This window comes from Nonomuraea sp. NPDC049714 (assembly GCF_044465295.1).
GTDB lineage: Bacteria > Actinomycetota > Actinomycetes > Streptosporangiales > Streptosporangiaceae > Nonomuraea.
Genome location: NZ_JBITLM010000001.1, coordinates 594,803 through 617,717 on the forward strand (window position 1 = coordinate 594,803; position 22,915 = coordinate 617,717).

At 71.9% G+C, this 22,915-nt stretch carries 23 protein-coding genes; 15 read left to right on the forward strand and 8 right to left on the reverse strand.

Features of this window, described 5'->3' with window-relative positions:
* The first annotated feature begins 5 nt into the window (after positions 1-5).
* Genes ACIBQX_RS02905 through ACIBQX_RS02915 form a run of 3 tightly spaced genes read left to right on the forward strand, consistent with a single transcriptional unit; the run spans position 6 to position 1,074 of the window.
* On the forward strand, positions 6-527 hold the full coding sequence (locus ACIBQX_RS02905; RefSeq protein WP_396999927.1) for a Na+/H+ antiporter subunit E: 522 nt from the start codon (positions 6-8) through the stop codon (positions 525-527).
* On the forward strand, positions 524-784 hold the full coding sequence (locus tag ACIBQX_RS02910) for a monovalent cation/H+ antiporter complex subunit F (protein WP_396999929.1): 261 nt from the start codon (positions 524-526) through the stop codon (positions 782-784). Before ACIBQX_RS02905 ends, ACIBQX_RS02910 begins: the two co-directional genes overlap by 4 nt.
* A complete protein-coding gene (locus tag ACIBQX_RS02915; RefSeq protein ID WP_396999931.1) occupies positions 781-1,074 on the forward strand; it encodes a monovalent cation/H(+) antiporter subunit G in 294 nt (97 codons plus the stop codon). The genes ACIBQX_RS02910 and ACIBQX_RS02915 overlap by 4 nt, the downstream gene beginning before the upstream one ends.
* Positions 1,075-1,081: 7 nt before the next feature.
* Here the strand turns inward: ACIBQX_RS02915 and ACIBQX_RS02920 are convergent, their stop codons facing one another.
* Positions 1,082-1,624, reverse strand: coding sequence for a DUF6328 family protein (locus ACIBQX_RS02920; RefSeq protein WP_396999933.1), 543 nt, complete (start codon positions 1,622-1,624; stop codon positions 1,082-1,084).
* A 47-nt stretch (positions 1,625-1,671) separates the two neighbouring features.
* The gene (locus ACIBQX_RS02925; RefSeq protein WP_396999935.1) at positions 1,672-2,496 is read right to left on the reverse strand and encodes an alpha/beta fold hydrolase; all 825 of its coding nucleotides are present in this window, start codon (positions 2,494-2,496) and stop codon (positions 1,672-1,674) included.
* A gap of 134 nt (positions 2,497-2,630) precedes the next feature.
* On the opposite strand from ACIBQX_RS02925, the gene ACIBQX_RS02930 reads away from it, so the two are divergent.
* Entirely contained in the window at positions 2,631-3,773 is a 1,143-nt protein-coding gene (locus ACIBQX_RS02930) for an acetate/propionate family kinase (RefSeq protein WP_396999937.1), read from the forward strand.
* An 81-nt stretch (positions 3,774-3,854) separates the two neighbouring features.
* On the opposite strand, the gene ACIBQX_RS02935 is transcribed toward ACIBQX_RS02930, so the two are convergent.
* Complete coding sequence (locus ACIBQX_RS02935; protein ID WP_396999939.1) at positions 3,855-5,834, reverse strand: beta-galactosidase; 1,980 nt, start codon at positions 5,832-5,834, stop codon at positions 3,855-3,857.
* Positions 5,835-6,000: 166 nt separating this feature from the next.
* Between ACIBQX_RS02935 and ACIBQX_RS02940 the strand changes: the two genes are divergently transcribed.
* The 4 genes from ACIBQX_RS02940 to ACIBQX_RS02955 are packed head-to-tail and all read left to right on the forward strand — an operon-like array spanning position 6,001 to position 10,098.
* On the forward strand, positions 6,001-7,323 hold the full coding sequence (locus ACIBQX_RS02940) for an ABC transporter substrate-binding protein (RefSeq protein ID WP_396999941.1): 1,323 nt from the start codon (positions 6,001-6,003) through the stop codon (positions 7,321-7,323).
* Positions 7,320-8,213, forward strand: coding sequence for a carbohydrate ABC transporter permease (locus ACIBQX_RS02945; RefSeq protein WP_396999943.1), 894 nt, complete (start codon positions 7,320-7,322; stop codon positions 8,211-8,213). Before ACIBQX_RS02940 ends, ACIBQX_RS02945 begins: the two co-directional genes overlap by 4 nt.
* On the forward strand, positions 8,213-9,106 hold the full coding sequence (locus ACIBQX_RS02950; RefSeq protein ID WP_396999945.1) for a carbohydrate ABC transporter permease: 894 nt from the start codon (positions 8,213-8,215) through the stop codon (positions 9,104-9,106). The genes ACIBQX_RS02945 and ACIBQX_RS02950 overlap by 1 nt, the downstream gene beginning before the upstream one ends.
* Entirely contained in the window at positions 9,103-10,098 is a 996-nt protein-coding gene (locus tag ACIBQX_RS02955) for a LacI family DNA-binding transcriptional regulator (protein WP_396999947.1), read from the forward strand. Before ACIBQX_RS02950 ends, ACIBQX_RS02955 begins: the two co-directional genes overlap by 4 nt.
* Positions 10,099-10,109: 11 nt before the next feature.
* On the opposite strand, the gene ACIBQX_RS02960 is transcribed toward ACIBQX_RS02955, so the two are convergent.
* Both ACIBQX_RS02960 and ACIBQX_RS02965 read right to left on the reverse strand, forming a co-directional pair.
* Positions 10,110-10,262: a hypothetical protein gene (locus tag ACIBQX_RS02960; RefSeq protein WP_396999949.1), complete on the reverse strand. Its 153-nt coding sequence runs from the start codon at positions 10,260-10,262 to the stop codon at positions 10,110-10,112.
* A 104-nt stretch (positions 10,263-10,366) separates the two neighbouring features.
* Complete coding sequence (locus tag ACIBQX_RS02965) at positions 10,367-12,964, reverse strand: DUF6493 family protein (RefSeq protein WP_396999951.1); 2,598 nt, start codon at positions 12,962-12,964, stop codon at positions 10,367-10,369.
* A gap of 98 nt (positions 12,965-13,062) precedes the next feature.
* Here ACIBQX_RS02965 and ACIBQX_RS02970 point away from each other — a divergent pair, with 98 nt between their 5' ends.
* From ACIBQX_RS02970 to ACIBQX_RS03000, 7 genes are all read left to right on the forward strand, one after another.
* Positions 13,063-14,040, forward strand: coding sequence for an aldo/keto reductase (locus ACIBQX_RS02970; RefSeq protein ID WP_396999953.1), 978 nt, complete (start codon positions 13,063-13,065; stop codon positions 14,038-14,040).
* A 17-nt stretch (positions 14,041-14,057) separates the two neighbouring features.
* Positions 14,058-14,801: an SDR family NAD(P)-dependent oxidoreductase gene (locus tag ACIBQX_RS02975; protein ID WP_396999955.1), complete on the forward strand. Its 744-nt coding sequence runs from the start codon at positions 14,058-14,060 to the stop codon at positions 14,799-14,801.
* Between the two features lie 27 nt (positions 14,802-14,828).
* Positions 14,829-15,335, forward strand: coding sequence for a hypothetical protein (locus ACIBQX_RS02980; protein ID WP_396999957.1), 507 nt, complete (start codon positions 14,829-14,831; stop codon positions 15,333-15,335).
* On the forward strand, positions 15,332-15,709 hold the full coding sequence (locus tag ACIBQX_RS02985; RefSeq protein ID WP_396999959.1) for a GntR family transcriptional regulator: 378 nt from the start codon (positions 15,332-15,334) through the stop codon (positions 15,707-15,709). The genes ACIBQX_RS02980 and ACIBQX_RS02985 overlap by 4 nt, the downstream gene beginning before the upstream one ends.
* Before the next feature lie 164 nt (positions 15,710-15,873).
* Positions 15,874-17,088, forward strand: a complete 1,215-nt coding sequence (locus ACIBQX_RS02990; RefSeq protein ID WP_396999961.1) for an exo-alpha-sialidase — start codon at positions 15,874-15,876, stop codon at positions 17,086-17,088.
* Positions 17,089-17,208: 120 nt separating this feature from the next.
* On the forward strand, positions 17,209-18,207 hold the full coding sequence (locus tag ACIBQX_RS02995) for a hypothetical protein (RefSeq protein WP_396999963.1): 999 nt from the start codon (positions 17,209-17,211) through the stop codon (positions 18,205-18,207).
* A gap of 1,373 nt (positions 18,208-19,580) precedes the next feature.
* The gene (locus tag ACIBQX_RS03000; protein ID WP_396999965.1) at positions 19,581-20,207 is read left to right on the forward strand and encodes a restriction endonuclease; all 627 of its coding nucleotides are present in this window, start codon (positions 19,581-19,583) and stop codon (positions 20,205-20,207) included.
* A gap of 58 nt (positions 20,208-20,265) precedes the next feature.
* On the opposite strand, the gene ACIBQX_RS03005 is transcribed toward ACIBQX_RS03000, so the two are convergent.
* The 3 genes from ACIBQX_RS03005 to ACIBQX_RS03015 form a co-directional block, all read right to left on the reverse strand.
* Positions 20,266-20,709, reverse strand: coding sequence for a calmodulin-binding protein (locus ACIBQX_RS03005; protein WP_396999967.1), 444 nt, complete (start codon positions 20,707-20,709; stop codon positions 20,266-20,268).
* Between the two features lie 381 nt (positions 20,710-21,090).
* Positions 21,091-21,528 carry a calmodulin-binding protein gene (locus tag ACIBQX_RS03010; protein WP_396999969.1) on the reverse strand — a complete coding sequence of 146 codons (438 nt, stop codon included), beginning with the start codon at positions 21,526-21,528 and terminating at the stop codon, positions 21,091-21,093.
* Positions 21,529-21,618: 90 nt separating this feature from the next.
* On the reverse strand, positions 21,619-22,857 hold the full coding sequence (locus tag ACIBQX_RS03015) for an amidohydrolase family protein (protein WP_396999971.1): 1,239 nt from the start codon (positions 22,855-22,857) through the stop codon (positions 21,619-21,621).
* Positions 22,858-22,915: the final 58 nt, after the last annotated feature.

Below are 22,915 nucleotides of genomic sequence, written 5' to 3' on the forward strand. Positions count from 1 at the left end.
GGTTCGTGCCGCGGCCGTTCGGCAGGCCGGTGCCGCCGGCGCTGGTCGGGTGGCTGGCCCTGATCTGGGTGATGCTGTGGGGCGAGGTGTCGGTGGGGACCGTGCTGGGCGGGCTGCTGACCGGGGCGATCACCACGTGGCTGCTGCCGCTGCCCGTGCTCGATCCCGGCATCAGGATCCGGCCGCTCAAGGCCGCGTCGTTCCTGCTGTGGTTCACCGCCGACCTGGTGAGCTCCACCGCGCGGGTGGTGTTCTGGGTGCTGCGCACCGGCTCGCCCCCGTCGGGGATCGTCCGGGTGCGGCTGCGGACGTCGTCGGAGTCCATGGTCATGATGATCATGGTGGCGGTGTCCACCGTGCCCGGCAGCCTCGTCCTGGAGGTGCACCCGGACCGCCGGGAGCTGGTGCTGCACGTCCTCGGCCGTACCGGGGACCTGACGACGCTCGCCCAGCGGGACGTGAGCGGGCTGGAGTCGCGCATCGTGTCGGCCTTCGGCACCCGCGCCGATCGGGAGGAGCTGCGATGACGGTCGTCGGCCTGGTGACGCTCGGGCTGCTGGCCTGCGGCGCCGCCGCCACGCTGTACCGGGCGGGGCGCGGGCCCTCGATGCTGGACCTGGCGGTCGCCCTGGACGTGCTGACGTCGCTGTCCATGTGCGCCGTGGGCGCGTACGCGGTGGTCACCGACGACTACGCGGACCTGCCGATCCTGCTGGTGCTGTCGCTGCTCGGGTTCGTCGGCTCGGTGACGATCGCCCGCTACTTCTCCGGCGGCGCCCGGTGAGCGTGCTGGACATGGCCGCCGCCGGTTGCCTGCTCGCGGGCGCCGGGCTCGCGCTGTCCGCCGGGGTGGGGCTGATCCGCTTCCGCACCCTGCTGGACCGCATGCACGTGGCGACCAAACCGCAGGTGCTGAGCGTGCTGCTGGTCCTGCTGGCGATGTGGCTGCACCGCCCCACCTGGGCCACCGCCGGGCCGCTGATCATCGCGGGCGTGGCCCAGATCATCACCATCTCGGTGGCCGCCTACGTGGTGGCCCGCGCCGCCTACCGGCGTGACGACGGGTCCGAGTGACACGCGCTCACTCCGTCCTGTGGGGGTCTCCTCGCCGGCCTTCCTCCTGCTCCCGCGTGGGCACGTCGTCGGAGCGGCTGAGGCGGTTGATCGCCGGCTGGCCGAACCAGGCCCACACCACCAGCAGGGCGAGCCCACCGGCGGTGACCAGCGCCAGCGTGGAGTGGAACAGGAAGTCGACCACGAGCATGGTGGCCGCCGTCATCGACAGGCCCAGCGCCAGCGCGCCGGCGATGCCGTAGTAGTTGGAGCGGCGGACCAGCTTCTCCTTCAGCCCCTGCCTGAACAGCATCCGGTGCTGGTTCGCGGGGGCGATGTAGCAGATGGACGCGATCGCGGCGCTCACCAGGGCCACGTAGAACAGCCATCGGTCGAACTCGCGCAGCTTCACGAACTCCTGGGAGAAGGGCACGGTCAGCAGGAAGGCGAACAGCACCTGGACCCCGGTCACCGCCACCCTGGCGCCCTGCAGCAGCTCGGTGAAGTTACGGTCGGCGCGTTCCTTGCTCGTCTCCCTGTCCGACTCCGGCACCTGCTCCACGTCCAACACCTCCCACCATCGTCACCCAGGCACTACCACTTCCTTGGCGACGGAGATCAAAACTTGTGATCCGCTTGCTGAGCACGGTGATCCGGGCGGCCCGGCCGGTCCAGGAACGCCGCCACCACCCGGGCGAACTCGTCGGCCCGCAGCTCCAGCGGGATCATGCCGCCCTCGATGACGGCGGTGGCCGCGTTCAGCGGGACGGCCAGCCGGTGCAGCTCGGGGAAGCCGAACGGGTCGCCCGTGGCGCCGACGCAGAGCACCGGGCAGCGGATCAGGCCGAGGCGCTCCTCCATCAGGTAGGCGCCGACCGCCTGGTGGCCGAGCCCGACGCCCGGCCAGACGGTGAGCGCGTCGCGCACGTAACGGGCCAGCAGGTCGGGACGGCCGGGCGGGTAGAAGGCGGCCCGGCTCGCCCACAGCTCGGTCAGGTGCGCGCCGTCCTCCCGCTCGGTGGCGTTGTCGACCGGCCGGCCGCCGCGCCGCCGCCGCTCCCTGGACGCGGCGTCGACCATCGGCGTGGACGACAGCACCAGCCGGGTGACCCGCTCCGGGGCGCGGGCCGCGACCTCGATCGCGATCACGCCGCCGGTGTGGTGGCCGGCGACCGCGGCGGAGTCCAGGCCCAGCGCGTCCATCAGGGCGAGCACGCCCTGCGCGTAGTCCTCGATGGTGTGCGCGGCGGGCGCCGCCGAGGCCCCGAAGCCGAGCGTGTCCATCGCGACCACCCGGCGCGAGCCGCCCAGCAGCGGCAGCACCTCGCGGTACTCGTCCCACGACCGGGGCGTCTGGTGCAGCAGCAGAACGGGGTCCCCGCTGCCGCACTCGGCGTAGTGGATCTGCCCGTAGGGGGTCCTGGCATAGCCGAACTCGATCATCGCGCCCCTTCCGGCACCGTCCGCGTCCCCATCATGTACCTCCGGCGCACCCTGTAAAGACGTCAGCGGGTGAACGTGTCGCCACATCTCTGACGGGTATCGCGGGAATGGCGACAAACGGCACAAGGGGTGAGATGGGTCAGGAGTGGGCGGCAGGCGAGTCGACGGCGGTGCTCACGGTCAACGCCGGCTCGTCCAGCCTGCGCCTTGATCTGGTGGACGGCGGCAGCGTGGTCGACAGCGCGCACGCCGAGCGGGCCATGGACCCGGCCGCGGCCCGTGCCGAGCTGTCGGAGTTCCTCGGCCGCCACCTGGACCGCGACGTGGCGGCCGTCGCGCACCGGCTGGTGCACGGCGGCGACCTCGTCCGCGCCCCGGCGGTCGCCGACGACGCCGTCGTACGGGCGCTGCGCGGCGTCACCGACCTCGCGCCGCTGCACCTGCCACCCGCGCTGGCGCTGCTGGAGGCGGCCCGCGAGCTGCTGCCCGCGGTCCCGCACGTGCTCTGCCCCGACACCGCCTTCCACGCCGGCCTGCCGGACGCCGCCGCCGTCTACGCGCTGCCCGGCCCCTGGCGCGAGAAGTGGGGCCTGCGCCGCTACGGCTTCCACGGCCTGTCCTACGCCTGGGCGCTGGATCGGGCCGCGGAGCTGCTCGGCCGCCCCGCCGCCGAGCTGGAGCTCGTGCTCGCGCACCTGGGCGGCGGCTCGTCGGTGTGCGCGGTGTCGGGCGGGCGCAGCCTGGACACCTCGATGGGCTTCACCCCGCTGGACGGCGTGCCGATGAGCAAGCGGTCGGGCGGGGTGGACCCCGGCATGCTGCTGTGGCTGCTGGAGGAGGGCCGGCTGACGCGGGAGGAGCTGCGCGAGGGCCTCGAACGTGGCTCGGGGCTGCTCGGCCTGTCGGGCGGGCGCTCGGGCGACACCCGCGACCTGGTCGCCGCCGAACGGGACGGCGACGAGCGGGCGGCGCTGGCGCTGGCCGTGTTCTGCCATCGGGTGAGCCGGGAGATCGCCGCCGTCGCCACCTCGCTCGGCCGGATCGACGCGCTGGTCTTCACCGGCGAGATCGGCTGGGACCAGCCGGAGGTGCGCGAGGCGATCTGCCGCCGCCTGCGGCTGCTCGGCGTCGAGCCGCCCGTCCAGGGGAACCGCGACGACGACGGGCCGGTCAGCGCGCCCGGCGCCACCGTCCCCGTGCTGGTCGTCGAGGTGCACGAGGAGCTCCAGCTCGCGCGCGAGTGCCTGGAGGAGCTGTACGGTCCCGCGAAGGATTAGCTGTCCCGAGCCTTCCCAGGGACGACCGGGGGCTTACCGGGGGCGACCGGGGGCTTACCGGGGGCTTACCGGCGGCGAAGGTCATGGGTGCTCTTCCAGGATGACCGCGACGCCACCGGCCGCGACGGTGACCGTCCCCTCGTGGCGTGCGTCGTCCAGCACTCCGGTGCCGGTCACGCCCTCCACCGTGACCGGCTCGTCGCCGTGGTTGATCAGGAACAGGTGACGGCCGCGCCGTACCAGCTCCAGGGTGTCTGGCAGGTCGCGCGGCCGGGTCGCTCCCGCGCGGTCGAGCACCTCGCACAGCAGCTCGCGCAGGCCGGTGACCGGGGCCGTGGCGAGGTACCAGGCGGCGCCGCCGCCCAGGTCGTGGCGGGTGACGGCGGGGTGCCCGGCGTCGGGGCCGCCGGTGAAGCACTGCACGGCCCGCGCGCCCGCCAGGTGGATCCGCTCGGACCAGATCCGGCCCTCGGAGGCGGTGGTCGTCACCGTCTCGTGCTCGCGCAGCGGGTGGAACTCCTCGATGGACAGGCCGAGCAGCTCGCGCAGTGCGCCGGGGTGGGCGCCGGGATGGATGGCGTCGTGCTCGTCCACGATCCCGGAGAAGTACGACACCAGCAGGTGCCCGCCCGCTTCGACGTACCGGTGCAGGTTCTTGGCGGCGGCGTCGGTCAGCAGGTAGGCACTCGGCGCGACGACCACCCGATATCCCGAAATAACGGCGGAAGGGTGTACGAAATCCACGGTGACGTGCTCCCGCCACAGCGCCTCGTAGAAGGCGTCCACCCGCTCCCGGAACGTCAGGTCCACCGACGGCCGCCAGTCCAGCTCCAGCGCCCAGTAGGACTCCCAGTCCCACACGATCGCCACGTCCGCCGTCACCTCGCTGCCCCGGACGCCGGCGAGCCTGCGCAGGTCGGCCCCCAGTTCCAGCACCTCGTGCCACTGCCGTGACCCGGTGCCGGCATGCGGCACCATCCCGGAGTGGAACTTCTCCGCGCCGTACCGCGATGCCCTGAACTGGAAGAACAGCACGCTGTCCGAGCCGCGGGCGACGTGCGCGAGGCTGTTGCGGCGCATCTCGCCGGGCCGCTTGGCGAGATTGCGCGGCTGCCAGTTGACCGCGCCGGCCGAGTGCTCCATGAGCATCCACGGCTTGCCGCCCGCCACCGAGCGGGCCAGGTCGGCGGACATGGCCAGGTCGATGTGGTTGTCCGGCTGCTCGGCCCGCAGGTAATGGTCGTTGGCGACGACGTCGAGCTCTCGGGCCCACTGCCACAGGTCCGTGGACTTGCAGTTGACCGTCCCGGCGAAGTTGGTCGTCACCGGCAGACCGGGGGTGATCTCCTTGAGCAGGTCGCGCTGGAGGATGTAGTGCTCGCGGTGCTGGCCGTCGCTAAAGCGGGCGTAGTCGAGCCGCTGGGCGGGGTTGACCGCGGTGTGGTTGAACCGGGGGGCGTCGATCTGCGACCAGTCGGTGTAGCGCTGTCCCCAGAAGGCGGTGCCCCAGGCGTCGTTGAGCGTGGCCAGATCCAGGTAGGTGTGGCGCAGCCAGTCGCGCCAGGCCCGCACGCTGTGCTCGCAGTAGCACTCGCCGAGCGGCGCCCCGTACTCGTTGTGCACGTGCCACATGACCACGGCGGGATGGCCGCGGTAGTGCTCGGCGAGCGCGCGCACCAGGGCGGCGGTGGCGGCGCGGAAGGCCGGCGCGCTGGAGCAGGCGCTCTGCCTGCCGCCGAAGCCGATGCGGGTGCCGTCCCTGGTCACCGGCAACGCGTCGGGGTGCTCGGCGACGAACCAGGCGGGCGGCGCGGCGGTGGGAGTGGCGAGGTTCACCGAGACGCCGGCGGCGTGCAGCCGGTCGATGACGTCGTCCAGCCAGCCGAACTCGTAGCGGCCCGGCTCCGGCTCCATCAGCGCCCAGGTGAACATGCCGAGGCTGACCAGGCTGACCCCGGCCTCGCGCATCAGCGCCACGTCCTCCTCGTGCACCTCGCGTGGCCACTGTTCAGGGCTGTAATCCCCGCCGAAGGCGATACCGGCCGGACGCTCCGGGTACATCCATCCCCCTTGAGAAAACTCTGTGAACGTGCACAGTAGCGTCCCACGCCTCGACTGAGAACATCCGGGCGAATTTCCCCGGGTTAACGAGAACGTAACGACCATTGACCGGAGATGCGGCACTGTTCCACTCTGTGCACGTTCACAGAGACTTCTGGAGGTATGCATGCGTGCCACACGCCTCGGAGCCGTCCTGGCCGCCACGCTCACGGCCACCCTGACGATCGGCGGGTGCGGCTCCAGCGAGCCCGCCGGTGGTTCCGAGGCGGCGTCGCAGAGCCCGGCGGCCCCGCAGGGACCGGTCAAGCTCACCTACTGGACCTGGGCCCCGAACATGGACAAGATCGTCGCGGTCTGGAACAAGGACCACCCCGACATCCAGGTCACCGTCAGCAAGCAGGCGGGCGGCGACGACGCGGCGGCCAAGTTCCTCACCGCGGCCAAGGCGGGCAACCCGCCCGACCTGGTCCAGGCGGAGTACCAGCACCTGCCGTCGTTCATCGCCGCCGGCGCCGTGGCCGACCTCAAGGCGGAGACCGCGGCGATCAAGGGCGAGTTCGGCGAGGGCGTCTGGGGGCTGGTCACGCTCGGCACCGACGCGGTCTACGCGGTGCCGCAGGACAGCGGCCCGATGATGCTCTTCTACCGCCAGGACCTGTTCGACAAGTACGGCCTGGAGGTGCCGAAGACCTGGCAGGAGTACGGCGACGCCGCCCGTGCCCTGAGGAAGAAGGATCCCAAGGCGCACCTGGGCACCTTCTCCAGCAAGGACCCCGGCGCCTTCACCGGGCTGGCCCAGCAGGCCGGCGCGCAGTGGTGGTCGATCAGCGGCGAATCCTGGAAGGTGAACATCGCCGACGAGCCCACCAGGAAGGTCGCCGACTTCTGGGGCGGCCTGGTGAAGGAGGGCGCCATCGACGACACGCCGTTCTTCACCCCCGAGTGGAACAAGGCGCTCAACGACGGCAAGCTGCTGACCTGGCCGTCCGCCGTGTGGGCGCCGGGCGTGCTGTCGAGCAACGCGCCCAAGGCCAAGGGCAAGTGGGCCGTCGCCCCGCTCCCCCAGTGGAACGCCGGTGAGAGCCTCAGCGGCTTCTGGGGCGGCTCCTCGGTGGCGGTCGCCGCCAAGACGCCGCACAAGGCCGCCGCCGCCCGGTTCGCCACCTGGCTCAACACCGACGCGAAGGCGCTCGACCTGCTGGTGAAGGAGGCGGCGATCTACCCGGCCGCCGCCAAGGCGCAGTCGGCGCTCGGCACGGCGCCCGAGTACTTCGCCAACCAGCCCGACTTCTGGCAGCAGGCGGCGACCGTCTCGGCCGGGGCGCGCGGCTTCACCTTCGGCCCGAACGTGAGCGTCACGTACAACGCCTTCAAGGACGGCTTCGACAAGGCGCTGCAGGACGGGACGTCGTTCTCGGACGCGGTCGGGGCCATGCACGAGGCCACCGTCGCCGACATGCGCAAGTCCGGGTTCACGCTCGCGTCATGACGCCCACCCCCAAGAGGCGCGTCCCGTTCGCCCCGTACGTCATCCTCACCCCTGCCCTGGTCCTGTTCGTGCTGTTCCTGGCGCTGCCCATCGGCTACACGGTCTATCTGGCGATGCGCCGCACCCAGGTGTCCGGGCTGGGCCTGGGCGCGGGGGCGCGGCGTGAGGTGTTCGTCGGCTTCGACAACTTCGCCGCCGCCGTGACCGACGGCGAGTTGTGGGCCGGGTGGCTGCGGGTGCTCGGGTACGGCGCGCTGGTGCTGGTCGTGATGCTGGGCCTGGCTCTGCTGTTCGCGCTGCTGCTGGACTCGGCGCGGGTGCGGCTGGCCCGGTTCAGCCGGATCGCCATCTTCCTGCCGTACGCGGTGCCGGGTGTGGCCGCGTCGCTGATGTGGGGGTTCCTGTACCTTCCCTCGCTCAGCCCGATCCGGGCGGTCCTGGACGTGGACCTGCTCGGCGCGACCACGGTCACGTACTCGATGGCGAACGTGGCGGTGTGGGGCGGGACCGGGTTCAACATGCTGGTGCTCTACACCACGCTGCGGGCGATCCCGCGCGACTACTACGAGGCCGCGCGGCTGGACGGGGCCTCGGAACTGCAGATCGCGCTACGCATCAAGATCCCGATCCTGGTGCCGGCGATCATCCTGACGACCGTCTTCTCGATCATCGCGACGATCCAGGTGTTCACCGAGCCGACCGCGCTGCGGCCGTTCAGCAACACGATCAGCTCGACGTGGAGCCCGCTGATGAAGGTCTACCGCGACGCCTTCGTCACCGGCGACCTGTACTCGGCCGCCGCCACCTCGATCCTCATCGCGGCGATCTCGCTCGTCCTGTCGTTCGGTTTCCTGCGCGTGGTCCGCGACCGCGCCTTCGGGGAGGGCTGATGGCCGCCATCGCACAACACCGGGGCGCCGGCAGTCGAGCACGCCGGGGCGCCGGCAGTCGGGCACGCCGGGGCGCGGGGCTCGTGCCCACGGCGCTGCTCCTGCTGGGGGCGCTCTACTGCCTGTTCCCGGTGGGCTGGGTGCTGATCGCCTCGACCAAGTCGCCGGGCGAGCTGTTCACCACGCCCACGCTGGCGTTCGGCACCGGCTTCCTGGGCAACGTGACGGAGCTGTTCGCCTACCGCGACGGGGTGTTCTGGCTGTGGCTGGGGAACACGCTGGTGTACGCGGGCGGCGGCGCGCTGCTGTCCACCGCGGTCTCGGCGATCTCGGGGTACGCGCTGGCCAAGTACCGTTTCCCGGGCCGTACGCTGATCTTCAACCTGCTCATCGGCGGCATCCTGGTGCCCGCCGTGGTGCTGGCCATCCCGCAGTATCTGCTGTTCTCCGAGATCGGCCTGGCCGACACCTACTGGGCGGTCCTGCTGCCGCAGATCCTGCATCCGTACAGCATCTACCTGGCCCGGATCTACGCCACCGCCGCCATCCCGGACTCGCTGCTGGAGGCCGGCCGGATCGACGGGGCGAGCGAGGGGCGACTGCTGGCGCGGGTGGCGCTGCCGCTGATGGTGCCGGGGCTGGTGACGATCTTCCTGTTCCAGTTCGTGGCCATCTGGAACAACTTCCTGCTGCCGTTCATCATGCTGGGCGACGACGGCAAGTTCCCGCTCACGGTCGGGCTCTACACGCTGCTCGCCGCCGGGGCCAACCAGCCGTCGCTGTACAACCTGATCCTCACCGGGACACTGCTCTCGATCATCCCGCTGATCGCACTGTTCCTCACCATGCAGCGATACTGGAGGACCGACCTGTCCTCCGGAGCCGTGAAATGAAACGCCCCACGATCCATGACGTCGCCGCCGCCGCGGGAGTCTCCCGCGGCACGGTGTCCCGGCTGCTCAACGGCGACCGCTACGTCAGCCCCGCGGCCCGCGTCGCCATCGAACGGGCGATCTCGGAGACCGGCTACGTCGTCAACCGCGCCGCCCGCAGCCTGGTCACCCAGCGGACCGGCTCGATCGTCATGGTGCTGTCGGAGCCGCACGAGAAGCTCTTCGAGGACCCCAACTACAGCACCCTGATCAGGGTCGCCATCCGCCGGCTCGCCGAGCGCGACCTGTCCCTGGTGATGATGCTGGCGGGCGACGAGGGCGACCGCGAACGCGTGGTGCGCTACGTGCGCGGCGGCCACGCCGACGGGGTCCTGCTCGTCTCCACCCACGCGGGCGACCCGCTGGTCAGCGCGCTCGGCTCCGTCACCCCCGCGGTCTCCTGCGGCGCCGTCATCGGCCGCGAGAGCGTGATCCCGTACGCGGGCGCCGACGATCGGCTCGGCGCCCGGCAGATGACCGAATACCTGGTGAGCCAGGGCCGCCGCCGCATCGCCATGATCACCGGGCCGATGGACACGCCGGGCGGCATCCAGCGGCTCGAAGGCTTCGCCGACGTGCTGCGCCGCAAGGCGTCCAGCAAGCTCATCGCGCACGGCGACTGGACCCAGGCCAGCGGCGAGCGCGCCATGGCCGAGCTGCTGGAGCGCTCCCCGGACCTCGACGCGGTGTTCGTCGCCTCCGACCTGATGGCCGCCGGCGCGCTGACCGCGCTGCGCGCCGCGGGCCGCTCGGTGCCGGGCGACGTGGCGGTGGGCGGTTTCGACGACTCCTCGGTGGCCACCTCCACCCTTCCGCCGCTGACCACGATCAGGCAGCCGCTGGCGGAGATGGCCAATCGGACGATGGATCTGCTGCTGGCGCTCATCGACGGCGCCGGTCAGGTGGAGCCGGTGATACTTCCCACCGAGCTGGTGATCCGCGAGTCCGCGTAGGGGCGCCGGGGTCAGCGGGGCACGAAGCCGCGGTAGACGACCCGCCGGCGCCGGAGCACCGGCCACTGGTGGTCCCTGATGCCGGTCAGCACGAGGGCCGCCGTGGCGCCGGTGAGGAGGGTGCCGACGAGGCCTACCATGACGAACATGAAGACGATCTCCATGACGTTCCCTTCGCAAAGAAGTTTAATTTTAAACTTGGCCTCCTTAACAGCGCCCTCCCGCGCCCTATTCCGGCCACGGCGGAACAGGGCCGGACTCACCCGTCCTAGGTGAGCAAGGCTCGTAACCTCCGCGCTTCCTGCGCGAGCCGGCTCGATCCCTTGCGCGCGGCCACCGCCGCGAGCGCGGGGAGGTCGCCGCGCGTGCCGGCGAGCCTGGCCGCCCTCGCGCCGGCCGCCATCAGGTCGGCCAGGCCACTGCGGGGCCGCTCCCCCTCGGCGGGCAGCAGGCGGGGCAGCAGGTCCGCGATCACCGCCCAGACCGCCGCGTGGGCGCCGGACTGGGTCGCCTCGTCCAGCGCGGAGATCACCCGGCTGAGCTTGACGACCTCCGCCGCGACCAGCTCCGCCACCGCCTCGCCCAGCGCCGCGACCGGCGCCTCGCCGCGGGCCGCGAGCGTCACCAGGGCGTCGACGGCCGCCGCCCGGTCCGCCGCGTTGCGGTGGCCCATGCCGCAGGCGAGCGCCCACGCCATCGCGGGACCGACCGGCCCTTCGCCGTGCGCCAGGTCGGCCAGCACCCTGACCTGGCGATCGTTGCTCTCCAGGGACGCCGGCAGAGAGGACAGCAGGTGCGCCGCCACGACCTCGCGGTGCGACGGCAGCACCAGCGGCCACCACGCCACGGAGTAGGAGTGCCCGCTGCCCGGCGTGAACAGCTCGCCGAGCGGGGCGGGCGTCTCCGCCGGAGGCCGGCTCGGCTCGGCGCGGACTTCCGCGAAATCGTGCCCCTGATAGCCACGCTGCCTGTGCACCCAGCACGTCACGTCGGGGTCGGCCGGCCTCCCGCCCCGCAGCCACGCGGCGCAGGCACGCCCCGCGTCCGAGGTCAGTGTGCCGGCCCGCTCGACCACCGCCGGGGCGATCTCCCGGGGCAGCCGGAGCATCGCCTGCGCGAGATCGACCGGCAGCGCCTCCACCCCGGCGGCCTCCAGCCGCTCCAACCGGTCGAGCAGGACGACCGGATCGACCTGCCCGGTGCCCGACGTCGGCACCGCCAGCAGGACGGGACAGCGGCCCCCCGACTCGAAGCACGCCACGAGCTCCCGTGCCCGTCGCTGGAACAGCCGGTCGAGCGGCCCCGACCCGTCCACCTGCACGTCGCTCGCGGCGACCTGCCCCGAGAGCTTCGCGCTCTCCTCCGGCTCGGCGAACGCGTAGACGACCCGGTGCAGCAGCTCGTACGTCCGCTCCATGGACTGCCGGCCGTAGAAGCCGAGGCTCCCCGGGTCGATCCGCCGCGCCCACGGCCGCAGCGCCTCGCGGAGCTCCTGGGGCTCCCGGTCCGCCCATTCGACGAGGCCGGCGAGGACGCGCTCGAACTCGTACACCCCCAGAGGCCACCTGATGGCGGCGACCTGCCGCGCGAGCTCCTCGGGCGAGGCGATCGGCGGCGGAAGCCCCGGGCCCGGCCTGGCCACCAGGGGTTGCGCCTCGGCCGCCTCCTCCGCGATCGGCTCGCCGTACGCCGTGGAGATCTTCTCGCGCAGGTCGGCGGGCAGTCCGCCCGCCGCCTCGGTGATCGCCTCGCGCCCCTGCCGGCCCGCCCGCGCGGCGAGCCGTACGGCCAGCCGGGTCGCGCGCTCCTGGAGATCCAGCACGTCCTGCCCGAGGATCACCGCCAGCGCGCCGAGCCCGGCGTCGGCGCGGCCGGGCACCCTGCCCACGGCCTCCCCGATCCATGTGACGGTGGCCCGCAGCAGCTTCTTCTCCGGCCGGAACGCCAGCCCGTCGACCGCCTCCGCGAACAGCTCGTCCGCCAGCAGACCCGCCGCCTCCACCCGCTGGACCTGGGCCAGCGCCAGGCTCGCCACCGCGACGGGAGCCACCGGCAGCAGCCGGACGTAGTCCCTGACCCGCGGCGTCACCTCCTCCAGGCCGAGCCCGAGCCGATCGTGCAGGTCCGCGAGCGGCACCACCGCGGACGGCCCGTCGCGCAGGAGCCGCCCCAGGATGCCGTCGATGACGTCGGCCCGCTTCAGCAGCCCGTCCTCCACCAGCCGGTGGATGCCCCGGCTCTGCCGTCCGGAGAACGCCTCCGCGAGGCCGTCGATCTCGAACAGGCGCGGAGCGAGATGGGGGAACAGCGGATCCGCGCCTGCCGTGACCGGATCGAGCCTGCGCAGCCAGCCGGTCGCGAACAGGTCGCCGGCGGGCGGCTCGATCCCGGTCTCCCGCACCAGGGCGGCGACGATGTCCCACTGCTGGGCGTCATCCGTGCGCAGCCCCACGACCATCCGGCTCGCCGCGTCCGCCCGCCACTGCTCGGGCCGGTCCCGCAGCAGCTCCAGCACCCATCGGGCGTCACGCGCATCCTCCTGCCGCCACCTGAACTCCCGCCGGAACAGCCAGCCGGTCACCGCCGCGGCGCCGCCCAAGCAGCCGACCCCGGCCATGAGCAGCGGCGAGAACTCCCGCCGCCACTCCCACCAGCCGGCCATCATCCGTCTCCGCGCCGTGATGTACGCGGGCAGCTCGGCGGCGACGGCCCTGCGCCCCGCCTCGTCCAGTCCGGCCACGAGCCGGACGGTCCCTTGGGTGTCACCCGCCCGGACGAGCCTGACCAGCTCCGGCCAGGGCCTGTGGGACACCGTCGCGGTCCCGGGGGTCGTCGGCGCGGTCTCCTGCGCCACTGCGTCAGCCATGGCGCGGACCCTACCGACGCCTCCCGACAATCCCGCTTTCCCGAACCTTGCACCTTGCCGTGTTGAGCGTTCACGGCCATGTGGAAGAGTTACGGCCTATGGAACACCGCGTATTGGGACGCACTGGACGCCAGGTCGGCGTGGTCGGACTCGGCGCCTGGCAGCTCGGCGCCGACTGGGGCGACGTGAGCGAGGACGACGCCGTCGCCACGCTGTCGGCGGCGGTAGACGAGGGCGTGACGTTCATCGACACCGCCGACGTCTACGGCGACGGCCGCAGCGAGCAGATCGTCGGCCGCTTCGCCAAGGGACGGCCGGAGCTCACCGTGGCCACCAAGATGGGCCGCCGCGTGGAGCAGTTGCCGGACAACTACGTCATGGCGAACTTCCGCGCCTGGAACGAGCGCTCCCGCCAGAACCTCGGCGTCGACACCATCGACCTGGTCCAGCTGCACTGCCCGCCCACCGCCGTCTACTCGACCGACGCGGTGTTCGACGCGCTCGACACCCTGGTCGCCGAGGAGAAGATCGCCGCGTACGGCGTCAGCGTGGAGACCTGCGAGGAGGCGCTGACCGCCATCGCCCGCCCCGGCGTCGCGTCCGTGCAGATCATCCTCAACGCCTTCCGGCTCAAGCCGCTGGAGCGGGTGCTGCCCGCCGCCCGCGAGGCGGGCGTCGGCATCATCGCGCGCGTCCCGCTGGCCAGCGGGCTGCTGTCCGGCCGGTACGACGAGCGGACGACGTTCGCACCCGACGACCACCGCACCTACAACCGGCACGGTGAGGCGTTCGACGTCGGCGAGACCTTCTCCGGCGTGGACTTCGCCACCGGCCTGGAGGCGGTCCGCCGCCTGGCGCCGCTGGTGCCGGAGGGGGCGACGATGGCGCAGTTCGCGCTGCGCTGGATCCTCGACCGGCCCGGCGTCTCCGTCGTCATCCCCGGCGCCCGCAACCCGGACCAGGCCAAGGCCAACGCCTCGGCCGCCGCGCTGGAGCCGCTTCCCGCGTCGACGACGCAGGCCGTACAGGATGTCTATGACGAGCTGATCCGTCCGCAGGTGCACGACCGCTGGTAGTGCCCTAGTGTGCCCGCATGAGCGGACGTGCGGTGCTGGTGACGGGGGCGTCGAGAGGGATCGGCAGGGCGGTCGCGACCGCGTTCGCCGCTGAGGGCGACCGGGTCGCGATCCACCACCGGGACTCGCCCGAGCCGGCCGAGAGCCTGCTCGGCGAGCTCCCCGGCACCGGGCACGCCATCGTGCGGGCCGACCTGGCGGCCCCGGACGAGGTGCGGCGCATGGTGGACGCGGCGGCGAGTGCCCTGAACGGGATCGACGTGCTGGTCAACAACGCCGGCGTCTTCCTGCACCACCCGGTGACCGAGCTGTCCTACGAGGAGTGGCAGGCGGCCTGGCGGCGGACGCTCGACGTCAACCTGACCGGGGCCGCCAACGTCATCTGGTGCGCGCTCCAGCACATGCCGTCCGGCGGACGGATCATCAACGTGTCCTCGCGCGGCGCCTTCCGCGGCGAGCCGGACAGCCCGGCGTACGGCGCGAGCAAGGCCGGCCTCAACGCGCTCGGCCAGTCCCTGGCCGTGGCGCTGGCCCCGCGCGGCATCGCGGTGGGGACGGTGGCGCCGGGCTTCGTGGCGACGGACATGACCAACGAGCACCTCAAGCCGCCTCGCGGGGAGGCGATCCGGGCGCAGAGCCCGTACGGCCGGGTGGCACGGCCCGAGGAGATCGCCGCAGCGGTCGTCTACCTCGCCTCTCCCCTGGCCGAATGGGCCAGCGGCACGATCATCGACCTCAACGGCGCCAGTTACCTCCGGTAGGCGGCTTGACTCTGTCGCAACTGGTGGGTGCGGCGTGTCGACCGGCGCGCCGGCGCGGCGCTGTCCCGGCGGGCCGCCCATCCGGTTCAGCCCGGCTGGCGAGCCCTGCTCGGCCTGCCGCACGCCCTCTTCACCGCCGCCACCCTCACCGGCGCGGCGGCGCTGGCGGTGAGCGCCCTGACCATCCGGGACTTCACCGTCGGGTACGCGGCCTTCATCACGCTGGTCGGGCTGGCCGGAGTCGCCGCGGGCCTCGTCCTGCGGCTGCGCGACGTGCTGCTGCGCCCGATCGTCGCCGAGGACGAGACATCGCTGATGGCGGACGTCGTCATGCGCGTCGAGGACGCCCGCGACCTCAACAGGACGACGGTGGCGTGGGTGCTGCCCATGGTGTTGCTTTTCGGCTCGGCGCCCGGCTGGTGGAACGTCGCCGCGCTCGGCCTCATGGTCCTGTGGCTGGTCGCGCTCTTCCTCGTCCCCGCGAGGACTCCGCCGATCGCGACGGTGGCCCGGCAGGCCATGGACGCCCGATGATCGTCATCGACACGGCCTCACCCGTTCCGCCGTTCGAGCAGCTACGCGCCCAGCTGGCCAGGCAGATCCAGGACCGCGAGCTGGCCGTGGGCGCCCGGCTGCCGACGATCCGGCATCTCGCGGCCGACCTCGGCCTTGCCGTCAACACGGTCGGCAGGGCCTACCGGGAGCTGGAGGAGGCGGGGTTGATCGAGACGCGCGGACGGGCGGGCTCGTTCGTCTCGGCCGCCGGTGAGGAGGGGCTCGAACGCGCGCGCCGGGCCGCCGCCGACTACGCGGCCGTGATCGCCAGCGTCGGCCTCGGCCCGGGGGAGGCGATCCGCATCGTCCAGGCGGCGCTGGCATCCGGCAGGACGACACCGACCGCTCGCTGACGGGGATCCGGCGGATCCATGGCGACCTTGCCCAACCCTCCGGCCAGGCCGTCGCCCGACCGGGGCGAACGCCTACCTGTTCGTGGTCCCGCGGAGCGCGGGTCGGCGCGCGTATGTCCAACTAAAGATCTAGGTGCCATCATGACGGGGACGAGGGAGCGCGCATGGCTGGATTACGGCTTTTCGGGGCGGCGCTCGTCGTCGTCCTGGCGGTCAGCACGTCGCCCGCACTGGCGGAGCCGCCCACGTACACCTTCCACCGGCAGACCCTGTGGAAGCAGTACACGACGACGGATCCGGGCACCGGGGCGCGGGTGACGACCTGCTTCAGGCTCCCCGCCGTGGTCAGGACGGGCAACGACGTGCTGCTCGCGTTCGCCGAGCGGCGTAACCGGAACAACTGCGCCGACCATGGCGCGTTCGACGTCGTCATGCGGCGCTCCACCGACGACGGCGTCACCTGGCAGGCGAGCCGGACGGTCCTGGCCAGCACCCAGGGTGCGGTCCTGCAGGGCAACGCCACCCTGGTCGCGGACTCGGCCGGGCCGGTGTTCCTGTTCACCACGTCCGAGCCGACCGCGACCCGGACCACCCCGCGCACCCCGTGGGTCCAGGTCAGCCATGACGACGGGCGCACCTGGTCGGCGCCGAAGAACCTGTCGGGCGTCATCAAGGCGCCGGCGGGCGACGGCGACTGGTTCGCCACCGGGCCGGGGCACGGGATCCAGCTGACCCGCGGCCCGCACGCGGGACGCCTGGTGGTGCCGGTCTACTACGCCGTGGGCGCGCGGCAGAGCGTACGGCTGATCTACAGCGACGACCACGGCGGCACCTGGCGGATCGGCGCGACGGCGACGTACGACAAGTCCGTGCTGCAGTTGGGCGAGCAGACCCTGGTCGAGCGGGCCGACGGCGGCATCCTGGTGATCGCACGCAACGGCGCGGTGCCGGACCAGACCTCCGTGCACGGGCTGGCCCGGGGCGTCAGCACGGACGGCGGCGAGTCCTTCGACGGCGAGTTCCGGGCGGACCCCGCCATCACCGCGCCGCCCACCCACCCCGCGCTGCTCCGCCAGCGCTGGGACGGCGGCCCCTACAGCCGCATCCTGCTGTCGGCTCCCGCGACCCCGAAGACCGGCAACAACCCCGTGGGCATGAACGTACGCTCCTCCTTCGACGAGGGCACGACCTGGCGTGACCACGACGACACCGCCGGCGAGGCCGGCGTGCGGATCGACGGCGACCACGCCGGATACTCCGACATGACCCTCATCGGCAACGGCGCGATCGGTGTCCTGTACGAGGCGGGCGCGGCTCGCTTCCGGGACGAGATCCGCTGGAACTGGTTCTGGGAGAGCGCCATCGGCTTGCGAGACTGATCGCCGGGCGCACGTTCCCGCTGAGGTAATTCGTATTATCAGGTTGACGGGCGATTTTCGCTGATCGATGCTCTGTGATCACAGCCACACCTTCGCGGTGTGACGACGAAAGGGCAGAGCATGTCCGAACCGGTCCTCGACCGCCGCACCGTCCTCCGCGCCGCCCTCGGCACCACCTTCACCGCGGCCGGCCTCACCGCGCTCTCCGCCCCGGCGACGGCGCTGGCCGCCGGCCCCGCGGGCTTCCCTTCCTATGCCTACCTCGGCCGGCCGCTGAACTCCGCGGCCCTGCGGTACAACCCGACCGGCGAGCTGATCTTCCCCTGCGTGCGCGGCACCTACGACCGCATGTCCGGCGCACGCGCCAGGTACTACCTCTATTACGCGCCGCACGACAGACCCGGCGGCATCTGCCTGGCGTACGGCGACTCGCTCGCCGGGCCGTTCACCGAGTACCCGGCCAACCCGATCATCGGCTCGACCTGGGCCGGCCACTACAAGGTCAGCCACGTCTCCTCCCCGCACGTGCTCTGGCACACGGCCGGCCGGAGCTGGTACATGTACTTCCACGGCGAGAACAGCACGACCCGCCTGGCCACGTCCGCCGACGGCATCACCTTCACCTACCACGGCGTGGTGCTCGACACCTCGATGGTGCCCGGCATCTCCGAGGCCTCCTACGCGCGGGTCTTCGACCACTCGATCGCCGCGCTGGGCTCCCGCTACGCGATGGTCTTCATGGGCAACCAGGGCGGCACGCGCAAGATCTTCTGGGGCTGGTCGGCCGACGCGCGGACCTGGCGGTTCGACCCCCAGCCGCTCGTCTCCCCGGCCGGCGACGGGCTGACCGACCTGAGCGGGCCTCACCTGTTACGCCGCAACAACACCACATACGTGGTCTATCACGGCAGCTCCGGCAAGATGTACCTCACCGAGGTGGGCGACTCCTTCGACAGGGAGGTGCACCTCGGCGTGTTCCACACCCCGCTGACCGGGGCTCCCGATTCGGCGCGGTCCGCGGCTCCCGCGTTCGGCACCGACCGCGGCGTCGCGTACATGTTCTACGAGGCCGGGCAGCGCGGCTCCAGCGTGATCGCGGTAGCGCGCGCCACCTCCTGATCCGGGTACGCACGCCGCCGACCGGTGCCGGGCCCCGATCAGGCGGCCGGGGCCTCGATCAGGGGGCGGGGCCGTCCCGTCATCTCGGTCGTTGCCGGGCCGGGCCGCTACGCGCGCCAGGGCCCGAGGAACTCGATAAGCGTGGGCGCGAGCTTCTTCGGCGCCATCATCACGGCGCCGTGGTCGAGTCCGGGCAGGGTGCGGTGCGTGGCGCCGGGCAGCGCCTCGGCGAGCGCCCGCGGCGTCGTGGAACCCCGCCGGGCTCTTACCGCCGGTCAGCACCAGGGCGGGCGCGGTGGCGCCCGCCCACTCGGCCGCCTCCAGCGGCCTGCCCTGCTGGGTGCCGCCCATGACGGCGATGTCGTACGGCAGCGTGTGCGCCAGCTTCGTGAGGCCGGACCACACGCCGGGCATCAGCCGCATCATCGCCACCACGAACGCCGGCATGCCCTGTGCCTGGGTCATGAAGTACTTGACCGCCTCACCGCGCTTTCCCCGGGCGAGCAGCGCGTCGATGTGCCGGCCGAAGTCCTCGGGCGGTCCGAAGCCGTCCCCGCTGACCACGAACGGAGGCTCGTACAGGGCCAGCCGGTCGACGCTCAGCCCCGCAGCGGCGGCGCGGAGGGCGAGAACCGCACCGGATGAGCTGCCGAACAGCGACGCCGAGCCGCCGACGTGGTCCATGAGCGCCGCGAGATCCTGGACCTCGCGTTCCACGACGAGGTCAGCGGCGTCGCCGCTCCCCGTCCGCCCGTGGCCGTCGTAGACGTCGCCGCTCGGGCCCCGCTTGTCAGCGGCATCGCCACTCGCCCCTCGCCCCCGCCTGTCGTAGTTGTCGCCACTCGCTCCTCGCCCTCGCCTGTCGTAGTTGATCACGGTGAAGTGGGCGGCGAGCAGGGTGGCGAGCTTGGCGGTGTCCTTCCGGTCGGCGAGCGCCGAGGAGACCAGGATGACGGCGGGACCGGCGCCGAGCCGCTCGAAGGCGATCTCGGTGCCGTCGCGGGAGATGACCGTGTCGGAGGTGGTCGCGGGCATGGGGTGGTGCTCCGTTCGGGCGTGATGTCAGATTTCTTGCCCATATGACGGCGGATCTCCGAAAAAGGAATCGGTCCCTACCACCGGCCCGGTTCACTCGGCAGGCCGTCTCCCGAGCACAGCCCTTCATCCGGCGCACAGAACCTGCCCGAAAGCCGTCCACCCCGCTCTGATCAGCTGACTCGGGCCGGAACACAGGTCCCGCCAGCGAGGCGGTGGATTCTGTCGGTCCCGCCGTTCACACTCGCGAGTGTCTTCCCTTCTTCCTGGAGGTCGCGATGGCGAGGCGCCGGACATCAGCACGCGGACGTCCCACCCGCAGGAGACGCCGCGGGCAGGTGCATCCGGGGTGGCTCGCCCTGCCGATCGCAGCCGCCTTCGCACTGCCCTGGGTGCTCGACTTCCTCAAATCGTCGTGGGTGCCCTTGACCGCCGCCCTGGTCTCACTGGTCGCCCTGCTGGTCGCGGCCGTCGTCGTGGTGCGCCGCCTGGGGGCGGGCTACCGGCGGGACGCACTGCTGCGCGCCGGGCTGGATCGGCTCGACCCCCGGCGCTTCGAGGAGTTGACGGCGGAACTGCTGCGCCGCGACGGGTTCCGCAAGGTGCGGGTGGTCGGCGGGGCCGGGGATCGGGGTGTCGACGTCCTGGGGGTCGCGCCGGACGGCAGGCCGTACGCGGTGCAATGCAAGTACTACACCCGCCCGCTGGGGCCGGGTGGCGTGCGCGACTTCGTGGGGGCCCTGCGCGCCGCTCCGTACAGAGAGCATCGCGGGGTGCTGGTGATCTCCCACTACCTGAGCACGCAGGCGGCTGAGACGGCCCGCGAGCAGGACCTGATCGTCATCGACCGGGACAGGCTGGCCGACTGGCTGCTGGAGGTCTACCGGCTCGGGCCGGGCAGGTCGTCGCTGTCGTGGCTCGCGCGGCTGCGCCGGGGCCGGACCCTGTCCGTCGAGATTCCCTGAGCGAGCGAGACCGCGGGAGCCCGGGCCGCGGACCGCCGGCCCGGGCTCACTCAACGTCCTACGGTGCGGGGACCTCGCGCACCAGGCGTGAGCTCCAGGGGCACCACCGCAGGTCGGGCAGGAAGGCGCCGCCTGCCTCGTCCAGGTGCTCTTCGACGTAGGGGATCGTGGCGTCGCACACCTCGACGGCGAGGTCGAAGAAGTCGACCGTCTCGGGCACGAAGTGGTAGGACCACTGCGGGTTGTAAGGAGCGGTGGTCTTGGCGATCGTGCCCATGACCTGGGCTCTCTCGGTAGTGGTGCCGTTCACCAGGTCTCTGGCGTGCTGGATCTTGACGGGGTCGGTGAGCTGGAAGACAGCGGTCGAACCGGTGACGTCGGTGAACTCGAAGTAGGCCTCCGCAGCGGCTGTCTGCTGGGCTTGGGCGGGTAAGGCGGGTGCGATCAAGGCGAGCATTGCCATCGCCGCGAGGGCGGCGATCTTGGAGGTGATACGTCGCATTGCATCTCCCGTGCGTGTTCGGGCCGCGAGCGCGGCCATACGTGGCGTACGGTTACCATGCCATTACTCAGGGCGCCCATGGCGAAGCGGGGTCAGGCCCCCTGCGGTTGCCCCGAAACCCCGTCGCTTGACACCCCTTCGCAACTGCCTTAACAGCAAACCATCAAATCCTCGACGAGACCACCGATCAGCCCCATTCCGCCCAGTTCCAGAAGTGCCTCTTGGACGATCTGGCCACCCTGGATCACCACAACCCACTCGGGATGCCGTCGAAGGACTCCAGCTCAGCCACCGGATCATGTCCGCGCGCTTGCCCGAATTCAGCGTGCCGAGGCGTCCTGTGTGAGCCCGGACACACTGGCCCGGGCTCACGTCAGCGTCTTACGGTGCGGGGACCTCGCGCACCAGGCGCGAGCTCCAGGGGCACCACACCAGGCCGGGCAGGAAGGCGCCGCCCGCCTCGTCCAGGTGGTCTTCGACGTAGGGCATGGTGGCGTCGCACACCTCGATGGCCACGTCGAAGAAGTCGACCGTCTCGGGGCTGTAGTGGTAGGACCACCGGGGGTTATAGGGGGCGGAGCGCTTGATGATCCTGCCCAGGACGTGGGGCCTGTCGGTGGTGGCGCCGCTCACCAGGTCCCTGGCGTGCTGGATCTTGGCGGGGTCGGTGAGCTTGAGGACGGCCGTCGAACGGGTGATGTCGGTGAACTCGAAGTAGGCCTCCGTAGCGGCTGCGGCGCGCTGGGCCTGGGCGGGGGCGGCGAGGGCGAGCATCGCGATCGCTACGAGCGCGGCGACCTTGGGGATGATACGTCGCATGGGCATCTCCGGTGCGTGTCGGGCCGTGAGCACGGCCGCTTGTCACACACTGTAACTTGACGATTACCGTAAGTGTCTATGGTTTTTGCTTCACGACCCGACGACGGGGCTCTTGCCGGCCAGGTTGAGCGTGTCCTTGACGATCCGGCCGTCCTGGATCACCAGCACCACCCGGGCGGGGTCGTCGAAGAGCTCCGGCTCGGCCAGCGGGTCGCCGCTCACCGCGATCACGTCCGCGCGCTTGCCCGCCTGCAGTGTGCCGATCTGGTCATCGAGGCGGAGGATGCGGGCGTTGGACGCGGTCGCGGTGACGATGGCCGCCATGGCGCCGACGAGCCGCGCGCGGTGGGCGATCTCCAGGCCGCGCCGGTTCTGCCTCCTGCCCAGCAGGTCGGAGCCGGAGCCGACGAGAATGCCGTGCTCGCGGGCCATCAGGAGCGACTCTCCGGCGGCCTTCGCCGCGCCCTCCAGCTTGGGCAGCCCGGTCTCCGGCACTCCCCATTCGGGGGCCTGCTCGCGCAGCAGCTCGCAGATCGAGACGGTGAAGTCCAGCGCGGCGCCCGCGGCGGCGACCTGCGCCGCCACCTCCTCCGTGAGGTAGGTGGCGTGCTCGAAACACTCGATCCCGGCTTCGAGCCCCATCCGGATGGCGGCGGCGTTGTGCGCGTGCGCGGTCACGTACGTTCCCCTGGCCCGCGCCTCCTCCACCGCCGCCCGCATCTCGGCGACGCTGAACTGCGTGTCCTCCATCGCGTCGTTGTGCGACACCACTCCCCCGGAGACGCACATCTTGAGCTGCGTCGCGCCGTGCCGGAACGCCATCCGCGCGGCCCTGCGCACCTCGTCGGGGCCGTCGCAGACCTGGCTGCGCTGGATCAGGCCGGGGATGCTGGGCACGTCGTGGCTGTGCGGCAGGAACGACGGCCCCAGGTCGCCGTGCCCGCCGCTCTGGCACAGCAACGGCCCGGAAGGCAGCAGGCGCGGCCCTCGGACGAGCCCCTGCCGCAGCGCCCCCACCATGCCACCGTCCAGCCCGCCGAGCTCGCGCACCGTGGTGAACCCGGCGTCCAGGCACAACTCCAGGTTGGCGAAGGCCGCCGCCGCGAGCAACGCGGGCGGCGTCCCCACCTCGCCGAAGTCGACCAGGCCGAGGTGGGAGTGCAGGTCGATCAGTCCAGGCAGCACGGTCAAGCCGTCGGCGTCGAGGGTGACCGTGCCGCCGTCGGCGCCGAAGCCCGCGATCCGATCGCCGTCGAGCCGCAGCCCCGACCCCGTCACCGGGTCGCCGCCCGTTCCGTCGATGATCGTGCCGCCATGCAGTACCAGCATCGGTCGCTCCTCCTCAGGTGATGGTGGGCCCAGGATCGCCCACCGAAGGGTGCTGCGG

Coding starts and splice junctions, on each gene's coding strand:
- ACIBQX_RS03015 (WP_396999971.1), bottom strand. CDS start 22,857: ATGCTGGTACTGCATGGCGGCACGATCATCGACGGAACGGGCGGCGAC.
- ACIBQX_RS02955 (WP_396999947.1), top strand. CDS start 9,103: ATGAAACGCCCCACGATCCATGACGTCGCCGCCGCCGCGGGAGTCTCC.
- ACIBQX_RS02940 (WP_396999941.1), top strand. CDS start 6,001: ATGCGTGCCACACGCCTCGGAGCCGTCCTGGCCGCCACGCTCACGGCC.
- ACIBQX_RS02935 (WP_396999939.1), bottom strand. CDS start 5,834: ATGTACCCGGAGCGTCCGGCCGGTATCGCCTTCGGCGGGGATTACAGC.
- ACIBQX_RS02995 (WP_396999963.1), top strand. CDS start 17,209: ATGTCCGAACCGGTCCTCGACCGCCGCACCGTCCTCCGCGCCGCCCTC.
- ACIBQX_RS02945 (WP_396999943.1), top strand. CDS start 7,320: ATGACGCCCACCCCCAAGAGGCGCGTCCCGTTCGCCCCGTACGTCATC.
- ACIBQX_RS02960 (WP_396999949.1), bottom strand. CDS start 10,262: ATGGAGATCGTCTTCATGTTCGTCATGGTAGGCCTCGTCGGCACCCTC.
- ACIBQX_RS02925 (WP_396999935.1), bottom strand. CDS start 2,496: ATGATCGAGTTCGGCTATGCCAGGACCCCCTACGGGCAGATCCACTAC.
- ACIBQX_RS02930 (WP_396999937.1), top strand. CDS start 2,631: ATGGGTCAGGAGTGGGCGGCAGGCGAGTCGACGGCGGTGCTCACGGTC.
- ACIBQX_RS02975 (WP_396999955.1), top strand. CDS start 14,058: ATGAGCGGACGTGCGGTGCTGGTGACGGGGGCGTCGAGAGGGATCGGC.
- ACIBQX_RS02990 (WP_396999961.1), top strand. CDS start 15,874: ATGGCTGGATTACGGCTTTTCGGGGCGGCGCTCGTCGTCGTCCTGGCG.
- ACIBQX_RS02970 (WP_396999953.1), top strand. CDS start 13,063: ATGGAACACCGCGTATTGGGACGCACTGGACGCCAGGTCGGCGTGGTC.
- ACIBQX_RS02910 (WP_396999929.1), top strand. CDS start 524: ATGACGGTCGTCGGCCTGGTGACGCTCGGGCTGCTGGCCTGCGGCGCC.
- ACIBQX_RS03010 (WP_396999969.1), bottom strand. CDS start 21,528: ATGCGACGTATCATCCCCAAGGTCGCCGCGCTCGTAGCGATCGCGATG.
- ACIBQX_RS02965 (WP_396999951.1), bottom strand. CDS start 12,964: ATGGCTGACGCAGTGGCGCAGGAGACCGCGCCGACGACCCCCGGGACC.
- ACIBQX_RS02950 (WP_396999945.1), top strand. CDS start 8,213: ATGGCCGCCATCGCACAACACCGGGGCGCCGGCAGTCGAGCACGCCGG.
- ACIBQX_RS02985 (WP_396999959.1), top strand. CDS start 15,332: ATGATCGTCATCGACACGGCCTCACCCGTTCCGCCGTTCGAGCAGCTA.
- ACIBQX_RS03005 (WP_396999967.1), bottom strand. CDS start 20,709: ATGCGACGTATCACCTCCAAGATCGCCGCCCTCGCGGCGATGGCAATG.